The sequence below is a fragment of the Pseudomonas sp. FW305-25 genome (genome assembly GCF_017351415.1).
Taxonomy (GTDB): domain Bacteria; phylum Pseudomonadota; class Gammaproteobacteria; order Pseudomonadales; family Pseudomonadaceae; genus Aquipseudomonas; species Aquipseudomonas chlororaphis.
The window spans coordinates 311,309-332,772 of sequence record NZ_JACNDE010000001.1 but is presented as its reverse complement, the minus strand read 5'-3'; the positions used below and the strand labels follow the sequence as shown (position 1 = coordinate 332,772).

Annotated in this window: 17 protein-coding genes; 6 read left to right on the top strand and 11 right to left on the bottom strand. The window is 61.9% G+C overall.

Annotated features, from left to right (window positions below):
• Positions 1 to 342: 342 nt before the first annotated feature.
• Positions 343 to 1,641 carry an MFS transporter gene (locus J4E58_RS01500; protein WP_087088583.1) on the top strand — a complete coding sequence of 433 codons (1,299 nt, stop codon included), beginning with the start codon at positions 343 to 345 and terminating at the stop codon, positions 1,639 to 1,641.
• Positions 1,642 to 1,826: 185 nt separating this feature from the next.
• On the opposite strand, the gene J4E58_RS01495 is transcribed toward J4E58_RS01500, so the two are convergent.
• Positions 1,827 to 3,290: a glyceraldehyde-3-phosphate dehydrogenase gene (locus J4E58_RS01495; RefSeq protein ID WP_007921292.1), complete on the bottom strand. Its 1,464-nt coding sequence runs from the start codon at positions 3,288 to 3,290 to the stop codon at positions 1,827 to 1,829.
• 350 nt (positions 3,291 to 3,640) lie between these two features.
• Between J4E58_RS01495 and mfd the strand changes: the two genes are divergently transcribed.
• Genes mfd through J4E58_RS01480 form a run of 3 tightly spaced genes read left to right on the top strand, consistent with a single transcriptional unit; the run spans position 3,641 to position 10,369 of the window.
• Positions 3,641 to 7,090: a transcription-repair coupling factor gene (mfd, locus tag J4E58_RS01490; RefSeq protein WP_007921294.1), complete on the top strand. Its 3,450-nt coding sequence runs from the start codon at positions 3,641 to 3,643 to the stop codon at positions 7,088 to 7,090.
• 10 nt (positions 7,091 to 7,100) lie between these two features.
• Positions 7,101 to 7,664 carry a CsiV family protein gene (locus J4E58_RS01485; RefSeq protein WP_087088585.1) on the top strand — a complete coding sequence of 188 codons (564 nt, stop codon included), beginning with the start codon at positions 7,101 to 7,103 and terminating at the stop codon, positions 7,662 to 7,664.
• An 11-nt stretch (positions 7,665 to 7,675) separates the two neighbouring features.
• On the top strand, positions 7,676 to 10,369 hold the full coding sequence (locus tag J4E58_RS01480) for a DEAD/DEAH box helicase (RefSeq protein ID WP_087088587.1): 2,694 nt from the start codon (positions 7,676 to 7,678) through the stop codon (positions 10,367 to 10,369).
• Between the two features lie 92 nt (positions 10,370 to 10,461).
• Here the strand turns inward: J4E58_RS01480 and J4E58_RS01475 are convergent, their stop codons facing one another.
• The 3 genes from J4E58_RS01475 to J4E58_RS01465 form a co-directional block, all read right to left on the bottom strand.
• The gene (locus tag J4E58_RS01475) at positions 10,462 to 11,205 is read right to left on the bottom strand and encodes an S-methyl-5'-thioinosine phosphorylase (RefSeq protein ID WP_087088589.1); all 744 of its coding nucleotides are present in this window, start codon (positions 11,203 to 11,205) and stop codon (positions 10,462 to 10,464) included.
• Between the two features lie 11 nt (positions 11,206 to 11,216).
• Positions 11,217 to 12,215 carry a beta-N-acetylhexosaminidase gene (gene nagZ / locus J4E58_RS01470; protein ID WP_172962985.1) on the bottom strand — a complete coding sequence of 333 codons (999 nt, stop codon included), beginning with the start codon at positions 12,213 to 12,215 and terminating at the stop codon, positions 11,217 to 11,219.
• Positions 12,216 to 12,419: 204 nt separating this feature from the next.
• Positions 12,420 to 13,127, bottom strand: a complete 708-nt coding sequence (locus J4E58_RS01465) for a TetR/AcrR family transcriptional regulator (RefSeq protein WP_007921300.1) — start codon at positions 13,125 to 13,127, stop codon at positions 12,420 to 12,422.
• Between the two features lie 252 nt (positions 13,128 to 13,379).
• Between J4E58_RS01465 and lexA the strand changes: the two genes are divergently transcribed.
• Together lexA and sulA are read left to right on the top strand one after the other, a co-directional pair.
• A complete protein-coding gene (gene lexA / locus J4E58_RS01460) occupies positions 13,380 to 13,988 on the top strand; it encodes a transcriptional repressor LexA (RefSeq protein WP_087088593.1) in 609 nt (202 codons plus the stop codon).
• 10 nt (positions 13,989 to 13,998) lie between these two features.
• On the top strand, positions 13,999 to 14,472 hold the full coding sequence (gene sulA / locus J4E58_RS01455) for an SOS-induced cell division inhibitor SulA (RefSeq protein WP_007921302.1): 474 nt from the start codon (positions 13,999 to 14,001) through the stop codon (positions 14,470 to 14,472).
• 104 nt (positions 14,473 to 14,576) lie between these two features.
• Here sulA and J4E58_RS01450 read toward each other — a convergent pair whose 3' ends face one another.
• From J4E58_RS01450 to fadA, 7 genes are all read right to left on the bottom strand, one after another.
• A complete protein-coding gene (locus J4E58_RS01450) occupies positions 14,577 to 14,810 on the bottom strand; it encodes a hypothetical protein (RefSeq protein WP_009042980.1) in 234 nt (77 codons plus the stop codon).
• 110 nt (positions 14,811 to 14,920) lie between these two features.
• Entirely contained in the window at positions 14,921 to 15,475 is a 555-nt protein-coding gene (locus tag J4E58_RS01445) for a LemA family protein (RefSeq protein WP_007921304.1), read from the bottom strand.
• A complete protein-coding gene (locus tag J4E58_RS01440; protein ID WP_087088595.1) occupies positions 15,476 to 16,510 on the bottom strand; it encodes a hypothetical protein in 1,035 nt (344 codons plus the stop codon). It abuts the gene before it with no gap.
• A gap of 51 nt (positions 16,511 to 16,561) precedes the next feature.
• On the bottom strand, positions 16,562 to 17,086 hold the full coding sequence (locus tag J4E58_RS01435; protein WP_007921306.1) for a DUF6586 family protein: 525 nt from the start codon (positions 17,084 to 17,086) through the stop codon (positions 16,562 to 16,564).
• 142 nt (positions 17,087 to 17,228) lie between these two features.
• Complete coding sequence (gene topA / locus J4E58_RS01430) at positions 17,229 to 19,841, bottom strand: type I DNA topoisomerase (protein ID WP_007921310.1); 2,613 nt, start codon at positions 19,839 to 19,841, stop codon at positions 17,229 to 17,231.
• A 114-nt stretch (positions 19,842 to 19,955) separates the two neighbouring features.
• The gene (locus J4E58_RS01425) at positions 19,956 to 20,192 is read right to left on the bottom strand and encodes a DUF1653 domain-containing protein (protein ID WP_007921312.1); all 237 of its coding nucleotides are present in this window, start codon (positions 20,190 to 20,192) and stop codon (positions 19,956 to 19,958) included.
• Between the two features lie 88 nt (positions 20,193 to 20,280).
• The gene (gene fadA, locus J4E58_RS01420; RefSeq protein ID WP_053260302.1) at positions 20,281 to 21,456 is read right to left on the bottom strand and encodes an acetyl-CoA C-acyltransferase FadA; all 1,176 of its coding nucleotides are present in this window, start codon (positions 21,454 to 21,456) and stop codon (positions 20,281 to 20,283) included.
• Positions 21,457 to 21,464: the final 8 nt, after the last annotated feature.

Below are 21,464 nucleotides of genomic sequence, written 5' to 3'. Positions count from 1 at the left end.
CAAGATCCACCCAGCAAGACTTCGCCTCCCGACAATCGATTTCCCTCTCGGTTTCGTCCGACCAGGGCGGGCCATTATGCGGCAGCCAGCGCGGATTTGATGCAGGCCGAACCCGGCTCATCGCGAGCTCGCTCCTGCGGGGTCATTCCGCGAACCGGCTGGCAATAAATCCCGAGCCGTCCATCTACTTAGCAAGCAAGCTAAGAGTTTTTGTTGCCTCGGCAGACTCATACACATATTGTTACAAACTGTCTGGCCTGCGGCTTAGCCGCCCCAGACCGTGCAGCCAGGATGGATAACGACCAGGGATCGCTAACAAAATAGCCAAAGTGAGTGAATAAAATGTCCACGACCACGGGCAAAGGCAAGGCGATCTTTCGCGTTGTCAGCGGCAACTTTCTGGAGATGTTCGACTTCATGGTCTACGGCTTTTACGCCACGGCCATTGCCAAGACCTTCTTCCCTGCCGACAGTGCTTTCGCGTCATTGATGCTGTCGCTGGCGACCTTCGGCGCTGGCTTCCTGATGCGCCCTCTGGGTGCGATCTTTCTTGGCGCTTATATCGACCGTCATGGCCGGCGCCGGGGCCTGATCATCACCCTGCTACTCATGGCCGCGGGCACCGTGCTGATCGCCTGCGTCCCGGGTTATGCCACCCTCGGCGTCGCCGCGCCGTTGCTGGTGCTGCTCGGCCGCTTGCTGCAGGGCTTCTCTGCCGGGGTGGAACTGGGTGGCGTCTCGGTTTACCTGGCGGAAATCTCCACCCCGGGCCGCAAGGGCTTCTTCGTCAGCTGGCAATCGGCGAGCCAACAGGCCGCCGTGGTCTTCGCTGGCCTGCTGGGCGTTGGCCTGAACCACTGGCTGAGCCCGGAACAAATGGGCGACTGGGGCTGGCGCATGCCGTTCCTGGTGGGCTGCATGATAGTGCCGGCGATCTTCATGATCCGTCGTTCGCTGGAAGAAACCCCGGAGTTCCAGGCACGCAAGCACCGCCCAACCCTGCGGGAAATCATCCGCTCCATCGGCCAGAACTTCGGCATCGTCCTGGCCGGCATGGCACTGGTAGTGATGACCACTGTGTCCTTCTACCTGATCACCGCCTACACCCCGACCTTCGGCAAGGCCGAATTGCAGCTGTCAGACCTGGACGCTCTGCTGGTCACCGTGTGCATCGGCCTGTCGAACTTCTTCTGGCTGCCGGTGATGGGCGCCGTATCGGACAAGGTCGGGCGCAAGCCGCTGCTGCTGGCGGCGACCGTCCTGGCGATCCTCACAGCTTACCCGGCCCTGTCCTGGCTGGTGGCCAACCCGAGTTTCAGCCACCTGCTGATCGTCGAGCTGTGGCTGTCCTTCCTCTATGGCTCGTACAACGGCGCCATGGTGGTGGCTCTCACCGAAATCATGCCGGTTGAAGTGCGCACCACCGGCTTCTCCCTGGCCTACAGCCTGGCCACCGCCACCTTTGGCGGCTTCACGCCGGCGGCCTGCACCTACCTGATCCATGCGCTGGACAACAAGGCGGCGCCGGGGATCTGGCTCAGCGGCGCAGCGGTGCTGGGCCTGATCGCGACCCTGGTGCTGTTCCGCGGCAACAAGCATGAACTGCGCACCGCGCAGGCATCAGTAGTGGGTGGCGCCTGATCGACCGTCTTCGCGGGCAAGCCTCGCTCCTGCAGGTTATGCGTCAGTTCTGAAATCGCATACGCCCCGTAGGAGCGAGGCTTGCCCGCGAAAAGGCCCGCCCAATCAACTCATCCCTCCAGCCATCAAACGCCACAAACAAAAACGCCCCGACAAGTCGGGGCGTTTTTGTTTGTGGCTAAGGCTTAGCGCGGGAACGCAGGCGGGTTCACACCGGCCATGTCTTCCATCACGCGAACCACCTGGCAGCTGTAACCGAATTCGTTGTCGTACCAGACGTACAGAACAACGCGGTTATCCTGGGTGATGGTCGCTTCAGCGTCCACCACACCGGCGTGGCGCGAGCCCACGAAGTCGGTGGAAACCACTTCCTGGGAATTGACGAAGTCGATCTGCTTGTGCAGGTCGGAGTGCAGCGCCATGTAGCGCAGGTACTCGTTCATCTCTTCACGGGTAGCGGCTTTCTCAAGGTTCAGGTTGAGAATGGCCATCGACACGTTTGGCGTCGGAACGCGGATCGCGTTACCGGTCAGCTTGCCGGCCAGTTCAGGCAGGGCCTTGGCGGCAGCGGTGGCAGCACCGGTCTCGGTGATTACCATGTTCAGCGCGGCGCTACGGCCACGACGATCGCCCTTGTGGAAGTTGTCGATCAGGTTCTGGTCGTTGGTGTACGAGTGAACGGTTTCGACGTGACCGTTGACGATGCCGAACTTGTCGTTCACGGCCTTGAGCACCGGCACGATGGCGTTGGTGGTGCAGGAAGCGGCGGAAACGATCTTGTCGTCAGCGGTGATTTCGGCGTGGTTGATACCGTGAACGATGTTCTTCAGCTTGCCTTTGCCAGGCGCGGTCAGAACGACACGGTCGATACCCGGGCAGGCCAGGTGCTGACCCAGACCGTCGGCGTCACGCCATACACCGGTGTTGTCCACCAGCAGCGCGTCTTTGATGCCGTACTGGGTGTAGTCCACCTCGGTCGGGTTCTTCGCGTAGATAACCTGGATCAGGTTGCCGTTGGCGGTGATGGTGTTGTTGGCTTCGTCGATGGTGATGGTGCCGTTGAACGAACCGTGCACCGAATCGCGACGCAGCAGGCTGGCGCGCTTGGTCAGGTCGTTTTCGGCGCCTTTGCGCACCACGATGGCGCGCAGGCGCAGGCCGTCGCCACCACCGGTTTTCTCGATCAGGATGCGCGCCAGCAGACGGCCGATACGACCGAAGCCGTACAGGACCACGTCGGTGCCTTTGCGGGGCGAAGCGTTTTGCTGGCCAACCACGTCAGCCAGTTCTTCGCGAACGAATTGCTCGGCGGTGCGGCCATTGCCTTCGTTACGGAATTTGAACGCCAACTTGCCCAGGTCCACCGAAGCCGCGCCGAGCTTGAGCTCGCTCATGGCCTTGAGCAGTGGGAATGTTTCGTGGACGGAGAGTTCGCTATCGTCGGAAGAGCGATGGCGAGCAAAGCGGTGAGCTTTGAGAATCGCGATGACAGACTGGTTGATCAGGCTGCGGCCATAGATCGAACTCACCACATTGTTATTGCGGTAGAGCTGACCGATAAGCGGAATCATCGCTTCTGCGAGCGCTTCACGGTCGATCCATTCACCAAGACACTGGTCGGGCTTCTGAGTCACGGGAACCTTCCACATGTAGGGGCTGAAAAAAGGGGCTACATTATGCAGCCGAGTCCCCTGCGTAGCAATGCGCGCCTGTCGCGCGGAACGTAACAAAAACCCATCCGGAAAAAACACACCCCGCTCCAGCCCAGTAAATACGCGGGTTCCAGAAAGGCCTCATTTTGCGCGGTATCCCAGCGTTGTCTGTAACCCTCCGTAACACCGCCCCGATTCGGCACTACATTTCCCGCCAAGAAACGCGTTTTTTTGTCATAACCACTACATTTTCCGCAACCGCGTAATAGACACATCAGCAACTGACAGCCGGTACGCCGGACCGCTACAATTACCGACTTTGTCGCAACGCTGGAGCTCAACCTTCCGTGCCCGTTCTGCGTCTACCGCAACTCCCTGCCGCCGCCGGCAAACAGCACTGGGGCAATCTGCCCGGTGCCGCCCTCAGCCTCGCCATTGCCGAGGCTGCCAGCGCCGCCAAGCGCTTCACCCTGCTGCTGACCGCCGACAGCCAAAGTGCCGAACGGCTGGAGCAGGAGCTGAGTTTCTTCGCCCCGGATTTGCCCGTGCTGCATTTCCCGGACTGGGAAACCCTGCCCTACGACCTGTTCTCGCCGCACCAGGACATCATCTCCCAGCGGATCGCCAGCCTGTACCGGCTGCCGGAGCTGGAGCATGGCGTGCTGGTGGTGCCGATCACCACGGCCCTGCATCGCCTGGCGCCGACCAAGTTCCTGCTGGGCAGCAGCCTGGTGCTGGACATCGGTCAGAAGCTGGATGTCGAACAGATGCGCACTCGCCTGGAAGCCAGCGGCTATCGCTGTGTCGACACGGTCTACGAGCACGGCGAGTTCGCGGTGCGCGGCGCCCTGATCGACCTGTTCCCGATGGGCAGCAAACTGCCTTATCGCATCGACCTGTTCGACGATGAAATCGAGACCCTGCGCACCTTCGATCCGGAAAACCAGCGCTCCATCGACAAGGTCGATTCGGTGCGCCTGCTGCCGGCGAAAGAATTCCCGCTGCAAAAAGAAGCCGTCACCCGCTTCAAGGCCCGTTTCCGCGAACGCTTCGACGTCGATTTCCGCCGCTGCCCGATCTTCCAGGACCTGAGCAGCGGGATCACTCCGGCCGGTATCGAGTATTACCTGCCGCTGTTCTTCGAAGACACTTCGACCCTGTTCGACTACCTGCCCCAGGACACCCAGGTGTTTTCCCTGCCGGGCATCGAGCAGGCGGCCGAAAACTTCTGGAACGACGTGCGCAACCGTTACGAAGAACGCCGCGTCGATCCGTCCCGTCCTTTATTGCCACCCGCCGAGTTGTTCCTGCCGGTGGAAGACTGCTTCGCCCGCCTGAAAAGCTGGCCGCGGGTGGTCGCCAGCCAGCAGGACATCGAGGCCGGTGGCGGCCGCGAGCGCTTCCCGGCACAGCCCCTGCCCAACCTCGCCATTGAAGCCAAGGCCAATCAGCCGCTGGCGGCCCTGGCGAATTTCCTCGATGAGTTCTCCGGACGCGTGCTGTTCACCGCCGAATCCGCCGGGCGCCGCGAGGTGCTGCTGGAGTTGCTGGAACGCCTGAAGCTGCGGCCGAAGACCGTCGACAGCTGGCCGGACTTCGTCGCGGGCAAGGATCGCCTGGCGATCACCATCGCACCGCTGGACGAAGGCTTGCTGCTGGACGATCCGGCCCTGGCGCTGGTGGCCGAAAGCCCGCTGTTCGGCCAGCGCGTGATGCAGCGCCGGCGCCGGGAGAAACGCGCCGACGCCAACAACGATGCAGTGATCAAGAACCTCACCGAGCTGCGCGAAGGCGCGCCGGTGGTGCATATCGATCATGGCGTGGGCCGCTACCTGGGCCTGGCCACCCTGGAAATCGACAACCAGGCCGCCGAATTCCTCACCCTCGAATACGCCGAGGGCGCCAAGCTCTATGTGCCGGTGGCCAACCTGCACCTGATCGCCCGCTACACCGGTAGCGACGACGCCCTGGCGCCGTTGCACCGCCTGGGTTCGGAAACCTGGCAGAAAGCCAAGCGCAAGGCCGCCGAACAGGTGCGCGATGTCGCCGCCGAACTGCTGGACATCTACGCCCGCCGCGCGGCCCGCGAAGGTTATGCCTTCGCCGACCCGAAAGCCGACTACGCCACCTTCAGCGCCGGCTTCCCGTTCGAAGAAACCCCCGACCAGCAAACCACCATCGAAGCGGTGCGCGAGGACATGCTCGCGGCCAAGCCAATGGACCGCCTGGTCTGCGGCGACGTCGGCTTCGGCAAGACCGAAGTGGCGATGCGCGCCGCTTTCATCGCCGTGCACGGCGGCAAGCAAGTGGCGATCCTGGTGCCCACCACCCTGCTCGCCCAGCAGCACTACAACAGCTTCCGCGACCGCTTCGCCGACTGGCCGGTGACCGTGGAAGTGATGAGCCGCTTCAAGTCCGCCAAGGAAGTGAATGCTGCGGTGGCCGACCTGGCCGAAGGCAAGATCGACATCGTCATCGGCACCCACAAGCTGCTGCAGGACGATGTGAAGATCAAGAATCTCGGGCTGGTGATCATCGACGAAGAGCACCGCTTCGGCGTGCGCCAGAAAGAACAGCTCAAGGCCCTGCGCAGCGAGGTCGACATCCTGACCCTGACCGCGACGCCGATTCCGCGCACGCTGAACATGGCGGTGTCGGGCATGCGCGACCTGTCGATCATCGCCACGCCACCGGCCCGACGCCTGTCGGTGCGCACCTTCGTCATGGAGCAGAACAAGAGCACGGTCAAAGAGGCCCTGCTGCGCGAGCTGCTGCGTGGCGGCCAGGTCTACTACCTGCACAACGATGTGAAGACCATCGAGAAATGCGCCGCCGACCTCGCCGAACTGGTGCCGGAAGCGCGCATCGGCATCGGCCACGGGCAGATGCGCGAACGCGAACTCGAACAGGTGATGAGCGACTTCTACCACAAGCGCTTCAACGTGCTGATCGCCTCGACCATCATCGAGACCGGCATCGACGTGCCGAGCGCCAACACCATCATCATCGAGCGCGCCGACAAGTTCGGCCTGGCCCAGCTGCACCAGTTGCGCGGCCGGGTCGGTCGCAGTCACCACCAGGCCTACGCCTACCTGCTGACGCCACCGCGCCAGCAGATCACCCCGGACGCGGAAAAGCGCCTGGAGGCGATCGCCAACACCCAGGACCTCGGCGCCGGCTTCGTGCTCGCCACCAACGACCTGGAAATCCGCGGCGCCGGCGAACTGCTGGGGGATGGTCAAAGCGGGCAGATCCAGGCGGTGGGCTTCACCCTTTATATGGAGATGCTCGAGCGCGCGGTGAAAGCCATCCGCAAGGGCGAGCAGCCGAACCTCGACCAGCCCCTGGGTGGCGGTCCGGAAATCAACCTGCGCCTGCCGGCACTGATTCCCGAAGACTACCTGCCGGATGTGCATGCGCGACTGATCCTGTACAAGCGCATCGCCTCGGCCACCGACGAGGACGGCCTGAAGGACCTGCAAGTGGAGATGATCGACCGCTTCGGCCTGCTGCCGGAACCGACCAAGAACCTGGTACGCCTGACCCTGCTGAAACTGCAGGCCGAGCAACTGGGCATCAAGAAGGTCGACGGCGGCCCGCAGGGCGGTCGTCTCGAGTTCGCCGCCGATACCCCGGTGGACCCGCTGGCGCTGATCAAACTCATCCAGGGCCAACCCAATCGCTACAAATTTGAAGGCGCCACGCTGTTCAAATTCATGGTGCCGATGGAACGCCCGGAAGAACGCTTCAACACATTGGAGGCGCTGTTCGAGCGCCTCACCCCGAAAACTGCTTGAAGGACGCCCCATGCGCCTGCTTCGCTCACTGACCTTGCTTCTGACCCTGGTCGCTCCCTCGGCGTTTGCCGACATGTATCAGGTCGAAATGATTCTGGTCCGGCAGAACGCGGTTCCCGCCATCGTCAGCCGCGCCGCCCCCGAAGACTGGGCCGCCGGCGCCCAACGCCTGGGCGCCGACAGCCAGCGCACCCCGGCGCTGGGTGGCGTGGTCGAGAAACTCACCGCCAGCGGTGACTACAGCGTGCTGATGCACAAGGCCTGGCAACAGGCGCTGGACGAAAACCCGGTGAAAGTCGCGGTCAGCGAGGGCCAGGAACAGTTCGGCCAGTTCCCGATCGAGGGCACCCTGACCCTCAAGCTCGGGCGCTTCACCGATGTGGATGCGCAGTTCTGGGTCAACCGGATCGACAGCAACGGCCTGGTGACCGCCAGCGAACGCCTGAAACAGGAAAGCCACACCAAGAACGGCCAGCTCAACTACCTCGACAACGGCCACCTGGCCCTGCTGATCAAGATCACCTCGCTGTCGGCCCCCACGCCGCGCGAGGCGCCGCCTGAAATCGTGGACTGACAGAAGTCCCTATGCCCCCGACCCTGACCAAACCCCTGGCACCTTCCTGGGTCAGCCGATTCAAGGAACAAGCCCTGGAGCGTGGCCGCCGCTACGCCCTGGAGAACCGCGTCAGGATCGTCCAGGCCGGCGACAGCGTCATCACCGCCAGTTGCGAGGGTTCGGGGGGCAACGTCTATCGACAGACCATCAGCCTGCGCGAGTCGGCCAAGAACACCTTGCTGATGGTCGAAGCTTCCTGCACCTGCCCGGTGCGCAGTAATTGCAAACACATTGCCGCGGTGCTGCTGAAAATCGAGGAGACCCTGGCCTACCCGGCGGCGGCGAAAGACGCCGAGCTGCTGGAAAAACTCCAGGCCGTCCTGGAAAACCGCAGCCCCGCCCCGCTGCCGCAACAGATCGTCGACAACGTGCAACCGGTGCCCCGGCTGTGGCTGGCCAGTATCGAGTTCAGCGCCTTCGAACCGCGCAACGGCAAGATGCAGCGCTACATCCAGCACCGTGCCGCACTGTCGTTCAGCTACCTGGAGGAATACGTCAGCGGGCAGAAGAACGCCGACGTGGTGATTCGCCAGGAACACCAGACCCTGCGCATCAAGCGCCAGCCGGAAGTCGAACAACGCTATCGCGAACAGCTGCGAGCGCTGGGTTTCAAGATCGCCACCCGGCAAAGCAAGGCCCTGCCGGAAAGCGCCGGCGAGCTGTATGAAATGGTCAACGACAGCGCCTGGCTGACCTTCACCCTCAACGAACTGCCCAAGCTGCGCACCCAGGGCTGGGAGCTGCAGATCGACGACGACTTCGGCTTCGACCTGACCGCCGTGGACGACTGGTACGCCACGGTGGACGAAGCGCCGGGGCGCGACTGGTTCGACCTGGAACTGGGCATCATCGTCAACGGCGAGCGCCTGAGCCTGTTGCCGATCCTGCTCAACCTGATGCGCTCCCACACCGAGATCCTCAACCCGGAACGCCTGGCCAGACGCCGCGACGACGAACTGATCCTGGTGAACATTCCCGGGCGCCCCAACTCGCCCAACGGCCCCCTGCAAGTGGCCCTGCCCTATGGCCGGCTGAAGCCGGTGCTGGCCACCCTGGGCGAGTTCTATCTGCAGGAACCCGGCGAAACCACACTGCGCCTGAGCAGTGCCGACGCGACCCGCCTCAATCCGCTGGAAGACCTGCCCCTGCTCTGGGAAGGCGGCGAACACATCCGTTCCTTCGCCCAGCGGCTGCGCGACATCAAGGACTACTCGGCCCCCGCGCCGGCGGGCCTGAACGCCACGCTGCGCCCCTATCAGCTCGAAGGCCTGAGCTGGATGCAGTCCCTGCGCCAGCTGGAAGTCGGTGGCATCCTGGCCGACGACATGGGCCTGGGCAAAACCCTGCAGACCCTGGCCCATGTGCTCAGCGAAAAGAACGCCGGGCGCCTGGATCGGCCGTGCATGGTGGTGATGCCCACCAGCCTGATCCCCAACTGGCTCGACGAGGCGGCGCACTTCACGCCGCAACTCAAGGTCCTGGCCCTGTATGGCGCCGGCCGCCATAAGCACTTCCCCCGGCTGAGCGACTACGACCTGATCCTGACCACCTACGCGCTGCTGCCCAAGGATGTCGAGCAACTCGCCGCCCTGCCCCTGCATGTCCTGGTGCTGGATGAGGCGCAATACATCAAGAACCCGTCGAGCAAGGCGGCCCAGGCCGCGCGTGCGCTCAATGCCCGGCAGCGCCTGTGCCTGAGCGGCACGCCGCTGGAGAATCACCTGGGCGAGCTGTGGTCGCTGTTCCATTTCCTGTTGCCCGGCTGGCTGGGGGACGTGAAGAGCTTCAATCGCGACTACCGCGTGCCGATCGAAAGGCACGCCAGCGAAGTGCGCCTGCAGCACCTCAATGGGCGGATCAAGCCCTTCCTGTTGCGCCGCACCAAGGAACAGGTAGCCACCGAGCTGCCACCCAAGACCGAGATCATCCATTGGGTGGAGCTCAATGAAGCCCAGCGCGATGTGTACGAAACCATGCGCCTGGCCATGGACAAGAAAGTCCGCGACGAGATCACCCGCAAGGGCGTGGCCCGCAGCCAGATCATCATTCTTGAAGCGTTGCTGAAACTGCGCCAGGTGTGCTGCGACCTGCGACTGGTCAACGAAGACGCGGTGCCGGCGCGAGGCAGCTCCTCCGGCAAGCTCGACAGCCTGATGGAGATGCTCGAGGAACTGTTCGACGAGGGTCGGCGCATCCTGCTGTTCTCGCAATTCACCTCGATGCTGAGCCTGATCGAAGCCGAACTGAAGCGCCGCAATGTCGCCTACGCCCTGCTGACCGGACAGACTCGCGATCGCCGCACGCCGGTCAGGGACTTCCAGGGCGGAAAGCTGCAGATCTTCCTGATCAGCCTGAAAGCCGGCGGCGTCGGCCTCAACCTGACCGAAGCCGACACCGTGATCCACTACGACCCCTGGTGGAACCCGGCCACGGAAAACCAGGCCACCGACCGCGCCTATCGGATCGGCCAGGAGAAGCCGGTGTTCGTCTACAAGCTGATTGCCCGCGGCACCGTGGAAGAGAAAATCCAGCACCTGCAGCAGGAGAAGTCCGACCTGGCTGCGGGCGTACTGGATGGGCGCAAGGCCGGGGACTGGAAGCTGCAGAGCGAAGACATTGAAGCCCTCTTCGCCCCGCTGCCCGACAAGAAAGGCGGACGCTGATCTGGAGCCGCTGGCGCAGCCTGCGATCGGCTGAGCAGCAGACGTAAATACCGCGGGAGCGCTGCGCGCTCGATTGCAGCCTGCGGCAGCGGCTACGGATTTGCCGCGAGGACCCGCGCCAGCGTCGCCTGCACCTTGCCCATGCCGTCCTCCAATGCCTGTTCGATCTCGGCCATGGTAATCACCGTCGCGGACTTGCCTGCCGCCGGGTTCACCACCAGCGCCAGGCAGGCGTAATCCAGCTCCAGCTCACGGGCCAGCGCCGCTTCCGGCATGCCGGTCATGCCGACGATGTCGCAGCCGTCACGCTCCAAGCGGGCGATCTCCGCCACGGTTTCCAGGCGCGGCCCCTGGGTGCAGGCGTACACGCCCTGATTGCTGAATTCGCAGCCTTCGGCGGCCAGCGCGGCAATCAATTGCTGGCGCAGCGACTCGCTGTAGGGATAGCTGAAGTCGATATGGGTAATCTGCTCCAGGTCGTCGGCAAAATAGGTGTGCTCACGACCGCTGGTGTAGTCGATCAGCTGATGCGGCACGCAGAAATGCCCGGAGCCCATCGCCGGATGAATGCCACCCACCGCGTTGACCGCCAGAATCGCCTCGGCGCCAGCCTGCTTCAGCGCCCAGAGATTGGCCCGATAGTTCACCTGATGCGGAGGGAAGCGATGGGGATGACCGTGACGCGCCAAAAACAGCACCTCGCGACCGACGTATTCACCCTTCTGGATATCCGCCGACGGAGCGCCATAGGGCGTATCCAGGGGCAAGGATTGGTGAATGCTCAAGCCTTTAAGCCGGGTCAGGCCGGTACCGCCGATAATCGCGTAAACCGTCATCGCAAAAGCCCTTAATCGATCAGTTGGGCATCTTTGAGTACGCCGAGCGCCGCCAGCCAACGCGGATCCTGACGATAGTCGGTGCAGGCAAACGCCTGGCCACGCATCCGCGCAATACGCGCCGACGGCGTCACTTTCAGACGCTGGGCCGCGCTCAGGGCCAGCTCGGCCGCCGCCCGGTCGTTGCACACCAGGCCCATGTCGCAACCGGCCGACAGCGCCGCTTCGATCCGGCTCGCGGCATCGCCCACCACATGAGCACCGGCCATCGACAGATCATCACTGAAGATGACACCGTCGAACTGCAATTCACCGCGCAGGATCTCCTGCAACCAACGGCGGGAGAACCCGGCTGGCTGGGCATCGACCTGAGGGTAGATGACGTGAGCCGGCATCACCGCCGCCAGCTGCTTGCTCAGGCGCGCGAAAGGCACCAGGTCCTTGGCGCGAATCTCGTCGAGGCTGCGCTCGTCATTGGGGATCGCCACATGGGAGTCCGCCTCGGCCCAGCCGTGCCCGGGAAAATGCTTGCCCGTGGCCGCCATGCCGGCGCTGTTCATGCCACGGATAAAGGCGCCTGCCAGCAAGGCGGCGCGCTCGGGGTCGCCCTCGAAGGAACGGGTGCCCACCACGGCGCTGCGCTGATGATCGAGGTCCAGCACCGGCGCGAAGCTCAGGTCCAGGCCGACGGCCAGCACTTCGGTGGCCATGATCCAGCCGCACTGCTCGGCCAGGTACTCGGCATTCGGATTGTCGGCGATGGCGCGCATGGCCGGCAGCCGCACGAAGCCCTGGCGCAGGCGTTGCACGCGACCGCCCTCCTGGTCCACCGCCAGCAGCAGGTCCGGGCGAATCGCCCGGATGGACGCGCTCAACTCACGCACCTGTCGCGGATGCTCGATATTGCGGGCAAAGATGATCAGCCCACCCACTTCGGGCTGGCGCAGGAGTTGGCGATCTTCAGCCGTCAGCCAGGTACCGGCGACATCCACCATCAAGGAGCCTTGCAGGCCTGTGGTCATAGCAATTCCTTAGTAACAAAGTGCGCGCACGGCACCGCAAAGGGTGCTGGCGTGGCGCGGACGCACGAGTCCATTGCCGGCGGCAAGGCCCGGCAAGCGACGATCGGCGAAAGGTGTGAAGAGAGGTAGGAAACGAGAGTCGACATGGGCGGCTAGCTTAGCGGATGTAAGCTGCCGCGCCCACCCGGACGGTCAGGCCTTGGCGACCGCCGGAGTCGATTTGCTGCGCGGCTTGAGCTGCGCCGTGGCCATGGCATCGTCGGTGACGCCGGTTTCGGCGCGCATGCCGGCCGCAAGGAATGGCACCATCAGGCGCATTACCTGCTCGATCGAGGTATTGACCCCGAAGTCGGTCTCGGCAATCGCACGCAAGGCCTTGATCCCCGACATGCTGAAAGCCGCCGCTCCCAGCATGAAGTGCACACGCCAGAACAGTTCGATCGGCGGGATGCGCGGCGCGGCTTCGTTGACCAGCAGCATGTAGCGGCGGAACACCTTGCCGTACATGTCTTCCAGGTAACGCCGCAAGTGCCCCTGGCTCTGGCTGAAGGCCAGGCCCAGAAGGCGCATGAAAATGGACAGGTCGTTGCCGCTGCGAGGCTGGACCACCAAAGCCTGCTCGACGAGGATTTCCAGCAGCTCTTCGAGGCTTGGCTTGCTGTCCGGCTTCGCCGAACGCCGCTCCAGCTCACGGTCGAGGCTGACGCAGAACGGCCCGAGGAAGCGCGAGAACACCGCCTGGATCAGGGCCTTCTTGGAACCGAAATGATAATTCACCGCCGCCAGGTTGACGCCGGCCTTGCTGGTGATCAGCCGCAATGAGGTTTCGGCAAAACCTTTTTCCGCGAACAACTGCTCGGCAGCATCGAGAATGCGTTCAACGGTTTCCGACTGGGCCATGGCTACTCCGCCTGACAAACACTTGTTTGAAACATACGTTTCAGCCCCAGCCTTGTCAAGCCTGCCTGTCCGTTTTGCGGCCGGTCAGTCAGCTATTTAATCATACCTGCCGCTTCCTGTAGCCAGCCACACGACACCAGGCATGCGCAGCGGCGACCCGACCGTCCAGCGGCGATTGGAAAAAGGAGGATTGCCAAGCGGCATTCACTGTATATAATTCCAGTCACTGTATAAAAAGACAGAGCGATCGATATGCTAAAACTGACGCCACGCCAAGCTGAGATTCTGGCTTTTATCAAACGTTGCCTCGAAGACAACGGCTACCCACCGACCCGCGCGGAAATCGCCCAGGAACTGGGTTTCAAGTCGCCCAACGCCGCTGAAGAACACCTCAAGGCGCTGGCCCGCAAGGGCGCAATCGAAATGACTCCAGGCGCCTCCCGCGGCATTCGCATCCCGGGGTTCGAAGCCAAGCCCGACGACTCCAGCCTGCCCATCATCGGCCGGGTTGCCGCCGGTGCTCCAATTCTCGCCGAGCAGCACATCGAAGAGTCCTGCAACATCAATCCGGCCTTCTTCCATCCACGTGCCGACTACCTGCTGCGGGTTCACGGCATGAGCATGAAGGACATCGGCATCTTCGATGGCGACCTGCTGGCCGTGCATACCACTCGCGAGGCCCGCAACGGCCAGATCGTCGTCGCCCGCATTGGCGACGAAGTCACCGTGAAACGCTTCAAGCGCGAAGGCAGCAAAGTCTGGCTGATTGCTGAAAACCCTGAGTTCGCCCCTATCGAAGTCAACCTGAAAGATCAGGACCTGGTGATCGAAGGCTTGAGTGTCGGCGTCATTCGCCGCTAAAGGAGGCTGTATGCAGTTCCCTCACACACCACAGCATGCACAACTGCCACTGTTCGAAGCGTTCATGGCCCAACCCCTGGCGCCTATCCTCAAAGAGGTCGTCGAATCGCCCTGGAGCAACGAACCGGAAGCCTTCAGTGAACTGTCGTTACGCGGTGCCGCTGGGAATTGCCTGAGCCTGCTGGCGCCCATCCTCAGGGAACTGAGCCAGGACCAGGATGCGCGCTGGCTGACATTGATTGCCCCACCGGCCAGCCTGACCCAGGCCTGGTTGCGCGATGCCGGCCTGAACCGCGAACGAATTCTGCTGCTGCACCCGCGCGGCGCCCAAAGCGCGCAACAACTGGCTTGCGAGGCGCTGCGCCTGGGACGCAGCCACACCGTTGTCAGCTGGCTCAACCCGTTGAACAGCAGCGCCCGTCAACAGCTCATCAGCGCAGCCCGCACGGGCGACGCACAAAGCCTGAATATTCGTCTGGGCTGACCGCTAGAAGCGTCGATGGACACGCTTGAATGACACAAGGCTTCTCCAGGATTGAGAAGCCGGAAGGAGGCGACGAACGACAGCAAAAAAACCGACAAACGGACTCAGTGAAGAATCCGTGGCCCCTCTTCTTTCTCCAATTCGCCTTCAACCAGGCGACCCGCCATCTGCACACCCACGCTCAACATGGCCTTGGCCACCTCGACATGCTGGCCTTGCAAGAAAGCTTTGGCATCCTCTGAAAAGTCCAGAGTGACCAGAGAACCCTCGTCCTCGGCCCTGCGCAGCTCGATACGACCGTCTGGCAATTCGACAATTTCTAGAAAGGACGTTGGCATAAAGGTCTGTTCTCCACGAAAGGCCGGGATTATATCAGTCATCACCCCGACCTCGCGCGGGCCCAAACGGTTTTCTTTATTGGCCTGGCGTTACAAACAGGCATTTGCCATCAGAAATTCGGCTTGTAATCAAAACTCGCGGCGGCTTCCTTATCGGAAAACGGCGTAATAGCCTGCTTCTTGTTGATGACCGCGTTGACCATCGAACTGGGGAACATCTGGATGCAGTTATTGAACTCCTCGACGGTCCGGTTGAAGACCGTAACGGCGGCTGCAATGTTCGCCTGCTGTTCGACGATTTCCTTCATCAACCCACTGACGATTCCCGCCGCCTTGAGTTCCGGATAGGCCTCAAAGGCCATGTTCAGCCCCCCCACCAGTTCCCTAGTGGCCATCTGCGTCGACTTCAGCGCCTCCCCACTGGCCGCCTCAGGCAACCTTCCGAGGGCCGAACGCAGGCCCACCACTTTCTCCAGCACGTTGCTTTCATAGATCTTGAAGCTGGAAGCCTGTTCCTCCAGGGCATCCAGCACCTTGATCTTCTGCCGCTCATACACGAGCACATCGGCCCATGCGCGCTGAGCGCGGTTCCCTGCGCCGACAATCTTGTTGTAGTAATACCAGAGGAGCCAGGCCACCAGTATCGCTGTAAGAAGGATGATCATTTACTGCTCCATGTCCTGCGTTCTTTTCTTCGGTAGATTGAAATTGTCGTCATGCAACTCGGCAAACTGGTGCAACAGCTCCAGCACCGGTCTCAGGCGCGGCATCGTCGCCCCCTGCATCAAGCCGGCATGAAAGGCGACCGGCTCCGCAAGGCTTACCGCCGAGGTAGCGATGCCGACCACATCATCATTGTTGAAGCTCACGCATAGGCGGCTCTGGGAGGAAAACTCGAAACTGACGTCTTTCAGCTCCTTGGCGATCTGCAGCAGCTTGAGCACGGTGACCGGCGTGGCGAAAGTCGCGCAGGCCATCTCCGTCGCGCCAGTCAGGGTGAAGGCAGAATTGAATTCCCGGGTCGTGGTCTTGTAGAGATGCTCGCGATCCATGGCTCGATGCTTGTCACCACGAACGGCAACCTCGGCCGCCCAGGGAAAGTCGAACACCAGGCTATAGCGGTCATATCCAACATAGCGGGTTCTGGTTTCCCTTCGAGAACCGCCCTTGCCATCGGAAACCGATACTTCGTAGGTTTCCATATCGACGTAATGCAGATGGTGGAAAGCGTAAGGCAGATCGTGCACCGCACCGTTATAAACGCCCAGCAGCGTGTTCTTGAGCTCACGGGAATAGTTACCCCGACGATAGTGCGCAAACTCATTCATCATCACAGCCAGAGTGAAAACCCCCGAAGCCGACGCATCATCTACGCCAGCGCTGAGCAGAGCCGCTTTGCGAATGATCTTCTGCGATAGCGCCTTCACCACATCCGGATGAATGAAGTGGTTGGCGCCGCGCCGGCGCATCAGGTAGATCCCGGGAATCAGCAACGGCCAGACCAGTATTCCGGCAATGCACAGGCACCAGGCCAGTTTTTTTGAATTGGGATCTGAACGACTAAGGACAATAGGTTCGGGAAAATCGCGAATCTGCTCCACCGCCTTGAGCAGATCCCGGGACGAAGCGGCCGCGTCCGCCAGACGATCGACACGATCGAACAGCGCAGGCAGCGCATTCGTCTCTGTAGCTGAAGCCATTACTCATCCTTGAATGATTGGTCGTACTCGAAGATATCCGCTAGCGGCGGCTCAACACTCATTCAGGCCGTCACGGAAGCGAATCGCCAAAGCCTTGAGGTTCTGACGCCATTGCTCCAGCTCTTCCCGGCTCAGCTGCGGTGCCTGCTCTTCTTCATCGAGGTTCACTGCGACAATCAACGGCTGGGTGACATCGCCCTTGGGTTTATGCGGCACCCGCGGTGGCTGGAACATCGCCGAATGGGCGGCCAGCAGCTTCGCCAGCCAGGTCTCTGGGTTATGGGCCAGCTCCACCAGCTCGGCCAGCTCGGGGATGGCGATGCTTTCCAGCACCTCACGGGTCAGCAGCAGCTCCGCGCGGGGCGCATTGGCCTGTGGGAGGCGATAGAAGCCGGCGATTTCATGGCACAAGCCAAGCAGCGCACCGTACAGGTGAAACAACACTGACTCTCGTCCCGCCTGCACCAGCGCCTGAGCATTCATTGCCCCGCCCGCTTCGGCTCGCGCCAAGGCTTCCAGCGACAGGCCGGCGAAATAAATTTTCTGGTTGGTACGGGTATAGAGTTCGTGGGCCATGACGGCAATCTCCACAACGAATAGATACAGCAAGCTGGCCTTACAGTGTCATGGAACACTCCAGCCCACCGCAAGCCCAAAAGAAAGGCCGCGTACCCTTGAGAGGTTTACGCGGCCTTTTCAGAAGCGTCCGATGCGGACCTTAACGCTTGTCTTCGACCTTCCAGCTACCACCGTCGTAGAACGCGCGCCAACCAGTCGGCTTGCCATCGACTTCGGTCTGCACGTACTGCTCCTTGGTTTTGCGGCTGTAACGGATCACCGCCGGGCGACCGTCCGGGTCCTTCTTCGGCGCTTCGCAGAGGAAGTGATACTTCGGATCGATCTCGTCCTTGTGCGGGATCAGCTCGAGCACCAGCGGTGCGCGGGTTTCACGGTTTTTCGGGAACTGGCTGGCCGCCAGGAACAGACCCGATGCCCCATCGCGCAGGATGTAGGTGTCGTTGACCTTCTCGCATTTCAGCTCGGGCATCTTCACCGGATCCATCTTCGGTGGCGCCGCGTCACCGCTCTTGAGCAGCTTGCGGGTGTTCTTGCAGGTCGGGTTGGTGCACCCGAAGAACTTGCCGAAACGGCCGGTCTTGAGCTGCATCTCGCTGCCGCACTTGTCGCATTCCAGGCTCGGACCTTCGTAGCCCTTGATGCGATAGCTACCCTCTTCGATCTCGTAGCCCGCGCAATCCGGGTTGTTACCGCAGATGTGCAGCTTGCGTTTCTCGTCCAGCAGATAAGCGTCCATCGCCGTGCTGCAGATCGGGCAACGGTGCTTGCCGCGCAGTACCAGTGACTCGGATTCACCCTCGTCGTCCGCGGCGATCTCGTCGCCCGGCACCAGATTGACGGTAGCCTTGCAGCGTTCTTTCGGCGGCAGGCTGTAACCCGAACAACCGAGGAATACACCAGTGGACGCGGTGCGAATCTGCATCGGACGGCCACAGGTGAGGCACGGGATATCGGTCATCACCGGCTGGTTGGCGCGCATGCCGCTGTCGCTGCCTTCGGCCACTTCGAGCTTCTTCTTGAAGTCACCGTAGAACTCGTCGAGGACGTTTTTCCAGTCGCGCTCGCCCTGGGCCACGTCATCGAGGTGCTCTTCCATACCGGCGGTGAAGCCGTAGTCCATCAGGTTGGAGAAGCTCTCGGACAGACGCTCGGTGACAATGTCGCCCATCTTTTCCGAATAGAAACGACGGTTGTGCAACGCCACGTAGCCGCGATCCTGGATGGTGGAAATGATCGCCGCGTAGGTCGAAGGACGACCGATGCCACGTTTTTCCATTTCCTTGACCAGGCTGGCTTCGGAGTAACGCGCCGGCGGCTTGGTGAAGTGCTGGCTCGGATCGAGCTTGATCAGTTTCAGCACATCGCCCTGCGCCATGTCCGGCAGGACATCGTCGTCGCCCGGCTTGCTCATCTGCGGCATGACCCGGGTGTAACCGTCGAACTTGAGGATGCGGCCCTTGGCACGCAGCTCGAAGCCGCCAGCGGCGACGCTGACGGTGGTCGACAGGTATTGCGCCGGGAGCATCTGGCAGGCCACGAACTGGCGCCAGATCAGCTCGTAGAGGCGCTCGGCGTCACGCTCCATGCCCGACAGCTTGCTTGGATGGGTGTTCACGTCGGACGGACGAATCGCTTCGTGCGCCTCCTGGGCCCCTTCCTTGCTGCTGTAGAAGTTCGGCGAGGACGGCAGGTATTTGTTGCCGAACTCTTCTTCGATATAGGTCCGCGCCATCGTCAGGGCATCAGCCGAGAGGTTGGTCGAGTCGGTACGCATATAGGTGATGTAGCCGGCTTCATACAGACGCTGGGCCATCATCATGGTTTTCTTCACCCCGAAGCCCAGGCGGTTGCTTGCGGCCTGTTGCAGGGTGGAAGTAATGAAGGGGGCCGACGGTTTGCTGCTGGTCGGTTTGTCTTCGCGCTTGGCGATGGTGTAGGTCGACGCCTTGAGCTTCTCCAGCGCCGCCATGGCCTGGGCTTCGTTCAGCGGCTTGAAGGCCTCGCCGTTTTCCCGCGCCACTTCGAAGCGCACATTGGCGCCCTTGGCGGTGCCGAGGTCGGCATGAACTTCCCAGTACTCTTCAGGGATGAAGGCACGAATTTCGCGCTCACGCTCCACCACCAGCTTCACCGCCACCGATTGCACGCGACCGGCAGACAGGCCGCGGGCGATTTTCGCCCACAGCAGCGGTGAGACCATGTAACCCACCACGCGGTCGAGGAAACGACGCGCCTGCTGAGCGTTGACCCGATCGATATCCAGCTCGCCCGGCTGGGAGAAGGCTTCCTGGATCGCCTTCTTGGTGATTTCGTTGAACACCACGCGCTTGTAGCGGCTGTCATCCCCACCAATGGCTTCCCGCAGGTGCCAGGCAATGGCCTCCCCTTCGCGGTCCAAGTCCGTTGCGAGATAGATGGTGTCAGCATCCTTGGCGAGCCGGCGCAGCTCTTCGATGACTTTTTCCTTGCCTGGAAGGATCTCGTACTTGGCTTTCCAGCCGTGGTCCGGATCGACTCCCATGCGCGAGACCAGCTGCTTGCGCGCCTTCTCCTTGGCCGACAGCGCCGGTGCTTCACCAGCAGCCGCCTTGCCACGCTTGGCGGCAGGCTCTTTGGCGGCGCTCGCCGAACCACTGGTGGGCAGGTCTCGGATATGGCCGATACTCGACTTCACCACGTATTGGTTACCCAAGTACTTGTTGATGGTCTTGGCCTTAGCCGGGGATTCCACAATGACCAGCGATTTGCCCATGGATCGGAAAATTCCTGAATTCGAGAAGTGAGAGGCGGTTGGCGCCTGACGCGGCACCGCTATATATAGTGGCAACAAGGTGAGGTCAAGCGCAGGGTTCTGCGCGACCTCAGCTTAAGGCTGCGAAAAAAGACTGGGTTCGGCCTGCACCAAAGCAAAGCGTGGCACCTGCTCGCCGTCAACCTCGACCGACTCCAGGAACATGCTCAAGGGGCGCACCCAAAAGCCGTAATCGCCATACAGGGCTTGATAGAACACTACTTCCTCTTCCGTCTCGGAATGCCGCGCCACGCTGAAAACGCGGTACTGCGGTCCCTTGTAATGCTGATAGAGCCCGGGTTGTAATTGCATGTTCTGGCCCTCGTGCAAAATAAAAAATATAAATCTTCAGAAAAACAAAAACCGGGGCACTGGGCCCCGGCTTCCATCAACGCAACGCTTAAACGCGTTCGAAGACGGTGGCAATGCCCTGGCCAAGGCCAATGCACATGGTGGACACGCCAAAGGTGCCGCCATTCTGCTTCATGACATTGAGCAAGGTGCCGGAGATACGCGCACCGGAACAGCCAAATGGGTGACCCAGGGCGATCGCGCCGCCGTGCAGGTTAACCTTCTCGTTCATCTTGTCGAGCACTTTCAAATCTTTCAGCACCGGCAGAGCCTGCGCCGCGAAAGCTTCGTTGAGCTCGAAGAAGTCGATATCGGTGATTCCCAGGCCCGCGCGCTTCAGTGCTTTCTGCGTGGCCGGTACTGGACCATAGCCCATGATCGCCGGATCCACACCCGCCACCGCCATCGAGCGGATCACCGCCAGCGGCTGGATGCCCAGGTCCTGGGCACGCTGCGCCGACATCACGATCATGCACGAAGCACCGTCGGTGATCTGCGACGAAGTACCGGCCGTCACGGTGCCGCCCTTCGGATTGAAGGCCGGCTTGAGGGCCGCCAGGCTTTCCAGGGTGGTCTCGGGACGAATGGTCTCGTCGTAGTCGAACAGTTTCAGGAAACCGTTCTCGTCGTAACCCTGCATCGGGATGATTTCGTCCTTGAACTTGCCTTCCACCGTCGCCTTGTGGGCGAGTTGGTGGGAGCGCAGGCCGAAGGCATCCTGTTGCTCACGGGTAATGCCGTGCATCTTGCCGAGCATCTCGGCAGTCAGGCCCATCATGCCCGAGGCTTTCGCCGCGTACAGGGACATGTGCGGGTTCGGGTCGACGCCGTGCATCATGCTCACGTGGCCCATATGCTCGACGCCGCCAACCACGAAGACGTCACCGTTGCCGGTCATGATCGCCTGGGCGGCGGTGTGCAGCGCGCTCATCGACGAGCCACACAGACGGCTGACGGTCTGGCCGGCCGAGGTGTGCGGGATCTGGGTCATCAGCGACGCCATGCGCGCGATGTTCCAGCCCTGCTCCAGGGTCTGGTTCACACAGCCCCAGATCACGTCTTCGACTTCCGCCGGATCGACCTTGGCGTTGCGTTCCAGCAATTTGCTGATCAGGTGCGCCGACATGTCTTCGGCGCGGGTATTGCGGTGCATGCCGCCCTTGGAGCGGCCCATCGGAGTACGACCGAAGTCGACAATCACGACGTCTCTAGGATTCAAGCTCATATATTCAC

Coding starts and splice junctions, on each gene's coding strand:
- lexA (WP_087088593.1), top strand. CDS start 13,380: ATGCTAAAACTGACGCCACGCCAAGCTGAGATTCTGGCTTTTATCAAA.
- J4E58_RS01445 (WP_007921304.1), bottom strand. CDS start 15,475: ATGATCATCCTTCTTACAGCGATACTGGTGGCCTGGCTCCTCTGGTAT.
- J4E58_RS01500 (WP_087088583.1), top strand. CDS start 343: ATGTCCACGACCACGGGCAAAGGCAAGGCGATCTTTCGCGTTGTCAGC.
- topA (WP_007921310.1), bottom strand. CDS start 19,841: ATGGGCAAATCGCTGGTCATTGTGGAATCCCCGGCTAAGGCCAAGACC.
- J4E58_RS01440 (WP_087088595.1), bottom strand. CDS start 16,510: ATGGCTTCAGCTACAGAGACGAATGCGCTGCCTGCGCTGTTCGATCGT.
- J4E58_RS01480 (WP_087088587.1), top strand. CDS start 7,676: ATGCCCCCGACCCTGACCAAACCCCTGGCACCTTCCTGGGTCAGCCGA.
- sulA (WP_007921302.1), top strand. CDS start 13,999: ATGCAGTTCCCTCACACACCACAGCATGCACAACTGCCACTGTTCGAA.
- J4E58_RS01435 (WP_007921306.1), bottom strand. CDS start 17,086: ATGGCCCACGAACTCTATACCCGTACCAACCAGAAAATTTATTTCGCC.
- fadA (WP_053260302.1), bottom strand. CDS start 21,456: ATGAGCTTGAATCCTAGAGACGTCGTGATTGTCGACTTCGGTCGTACT.
- J4E58_RS01495 (WP_007921292.1), bottom strand. CDS start 3,290: ATGTGGAAGGTTCCCGTGACTCAGAAGCCCGACCAGTGTCTTGGTGAA.
- J4E58_RS01425 (WP_007921312.1), bottom strand. CDS start 20,192: ATGCAATTACAACCCGGGCTCTATCAGCATTACAAGGGACCGCAGTAC.
- J4E58_RS01465 (WP_007921300.1), bottom strand. CDS start 13,127: ATGGCCCAGTCGGAAACCGTTGAACGCATTCTCGATGCTGCCGAGCAG.
- J4E58_RS01450 (WP_009042980.1), bottom strand. CDS start 14,810: ATGCCAACGTCCTTTCTAGAAATTGTCGAATTGCCAGACGGTCGTATC.
- J4E58_RS01485 (WP_087088585.1), top strand. CDS start 7,101: ATGCGCCTGCTTCGCTCACTGACCTTGCTTCTGACCCTGGTCGCTCCC.
- J4E58_RS01475 (WP_087088589.1), bottom strand. CDS start 11,205: ATGACGGTTTACGCGATTATCGGCGGTACCGGCCTGACCCGGCTTAAA.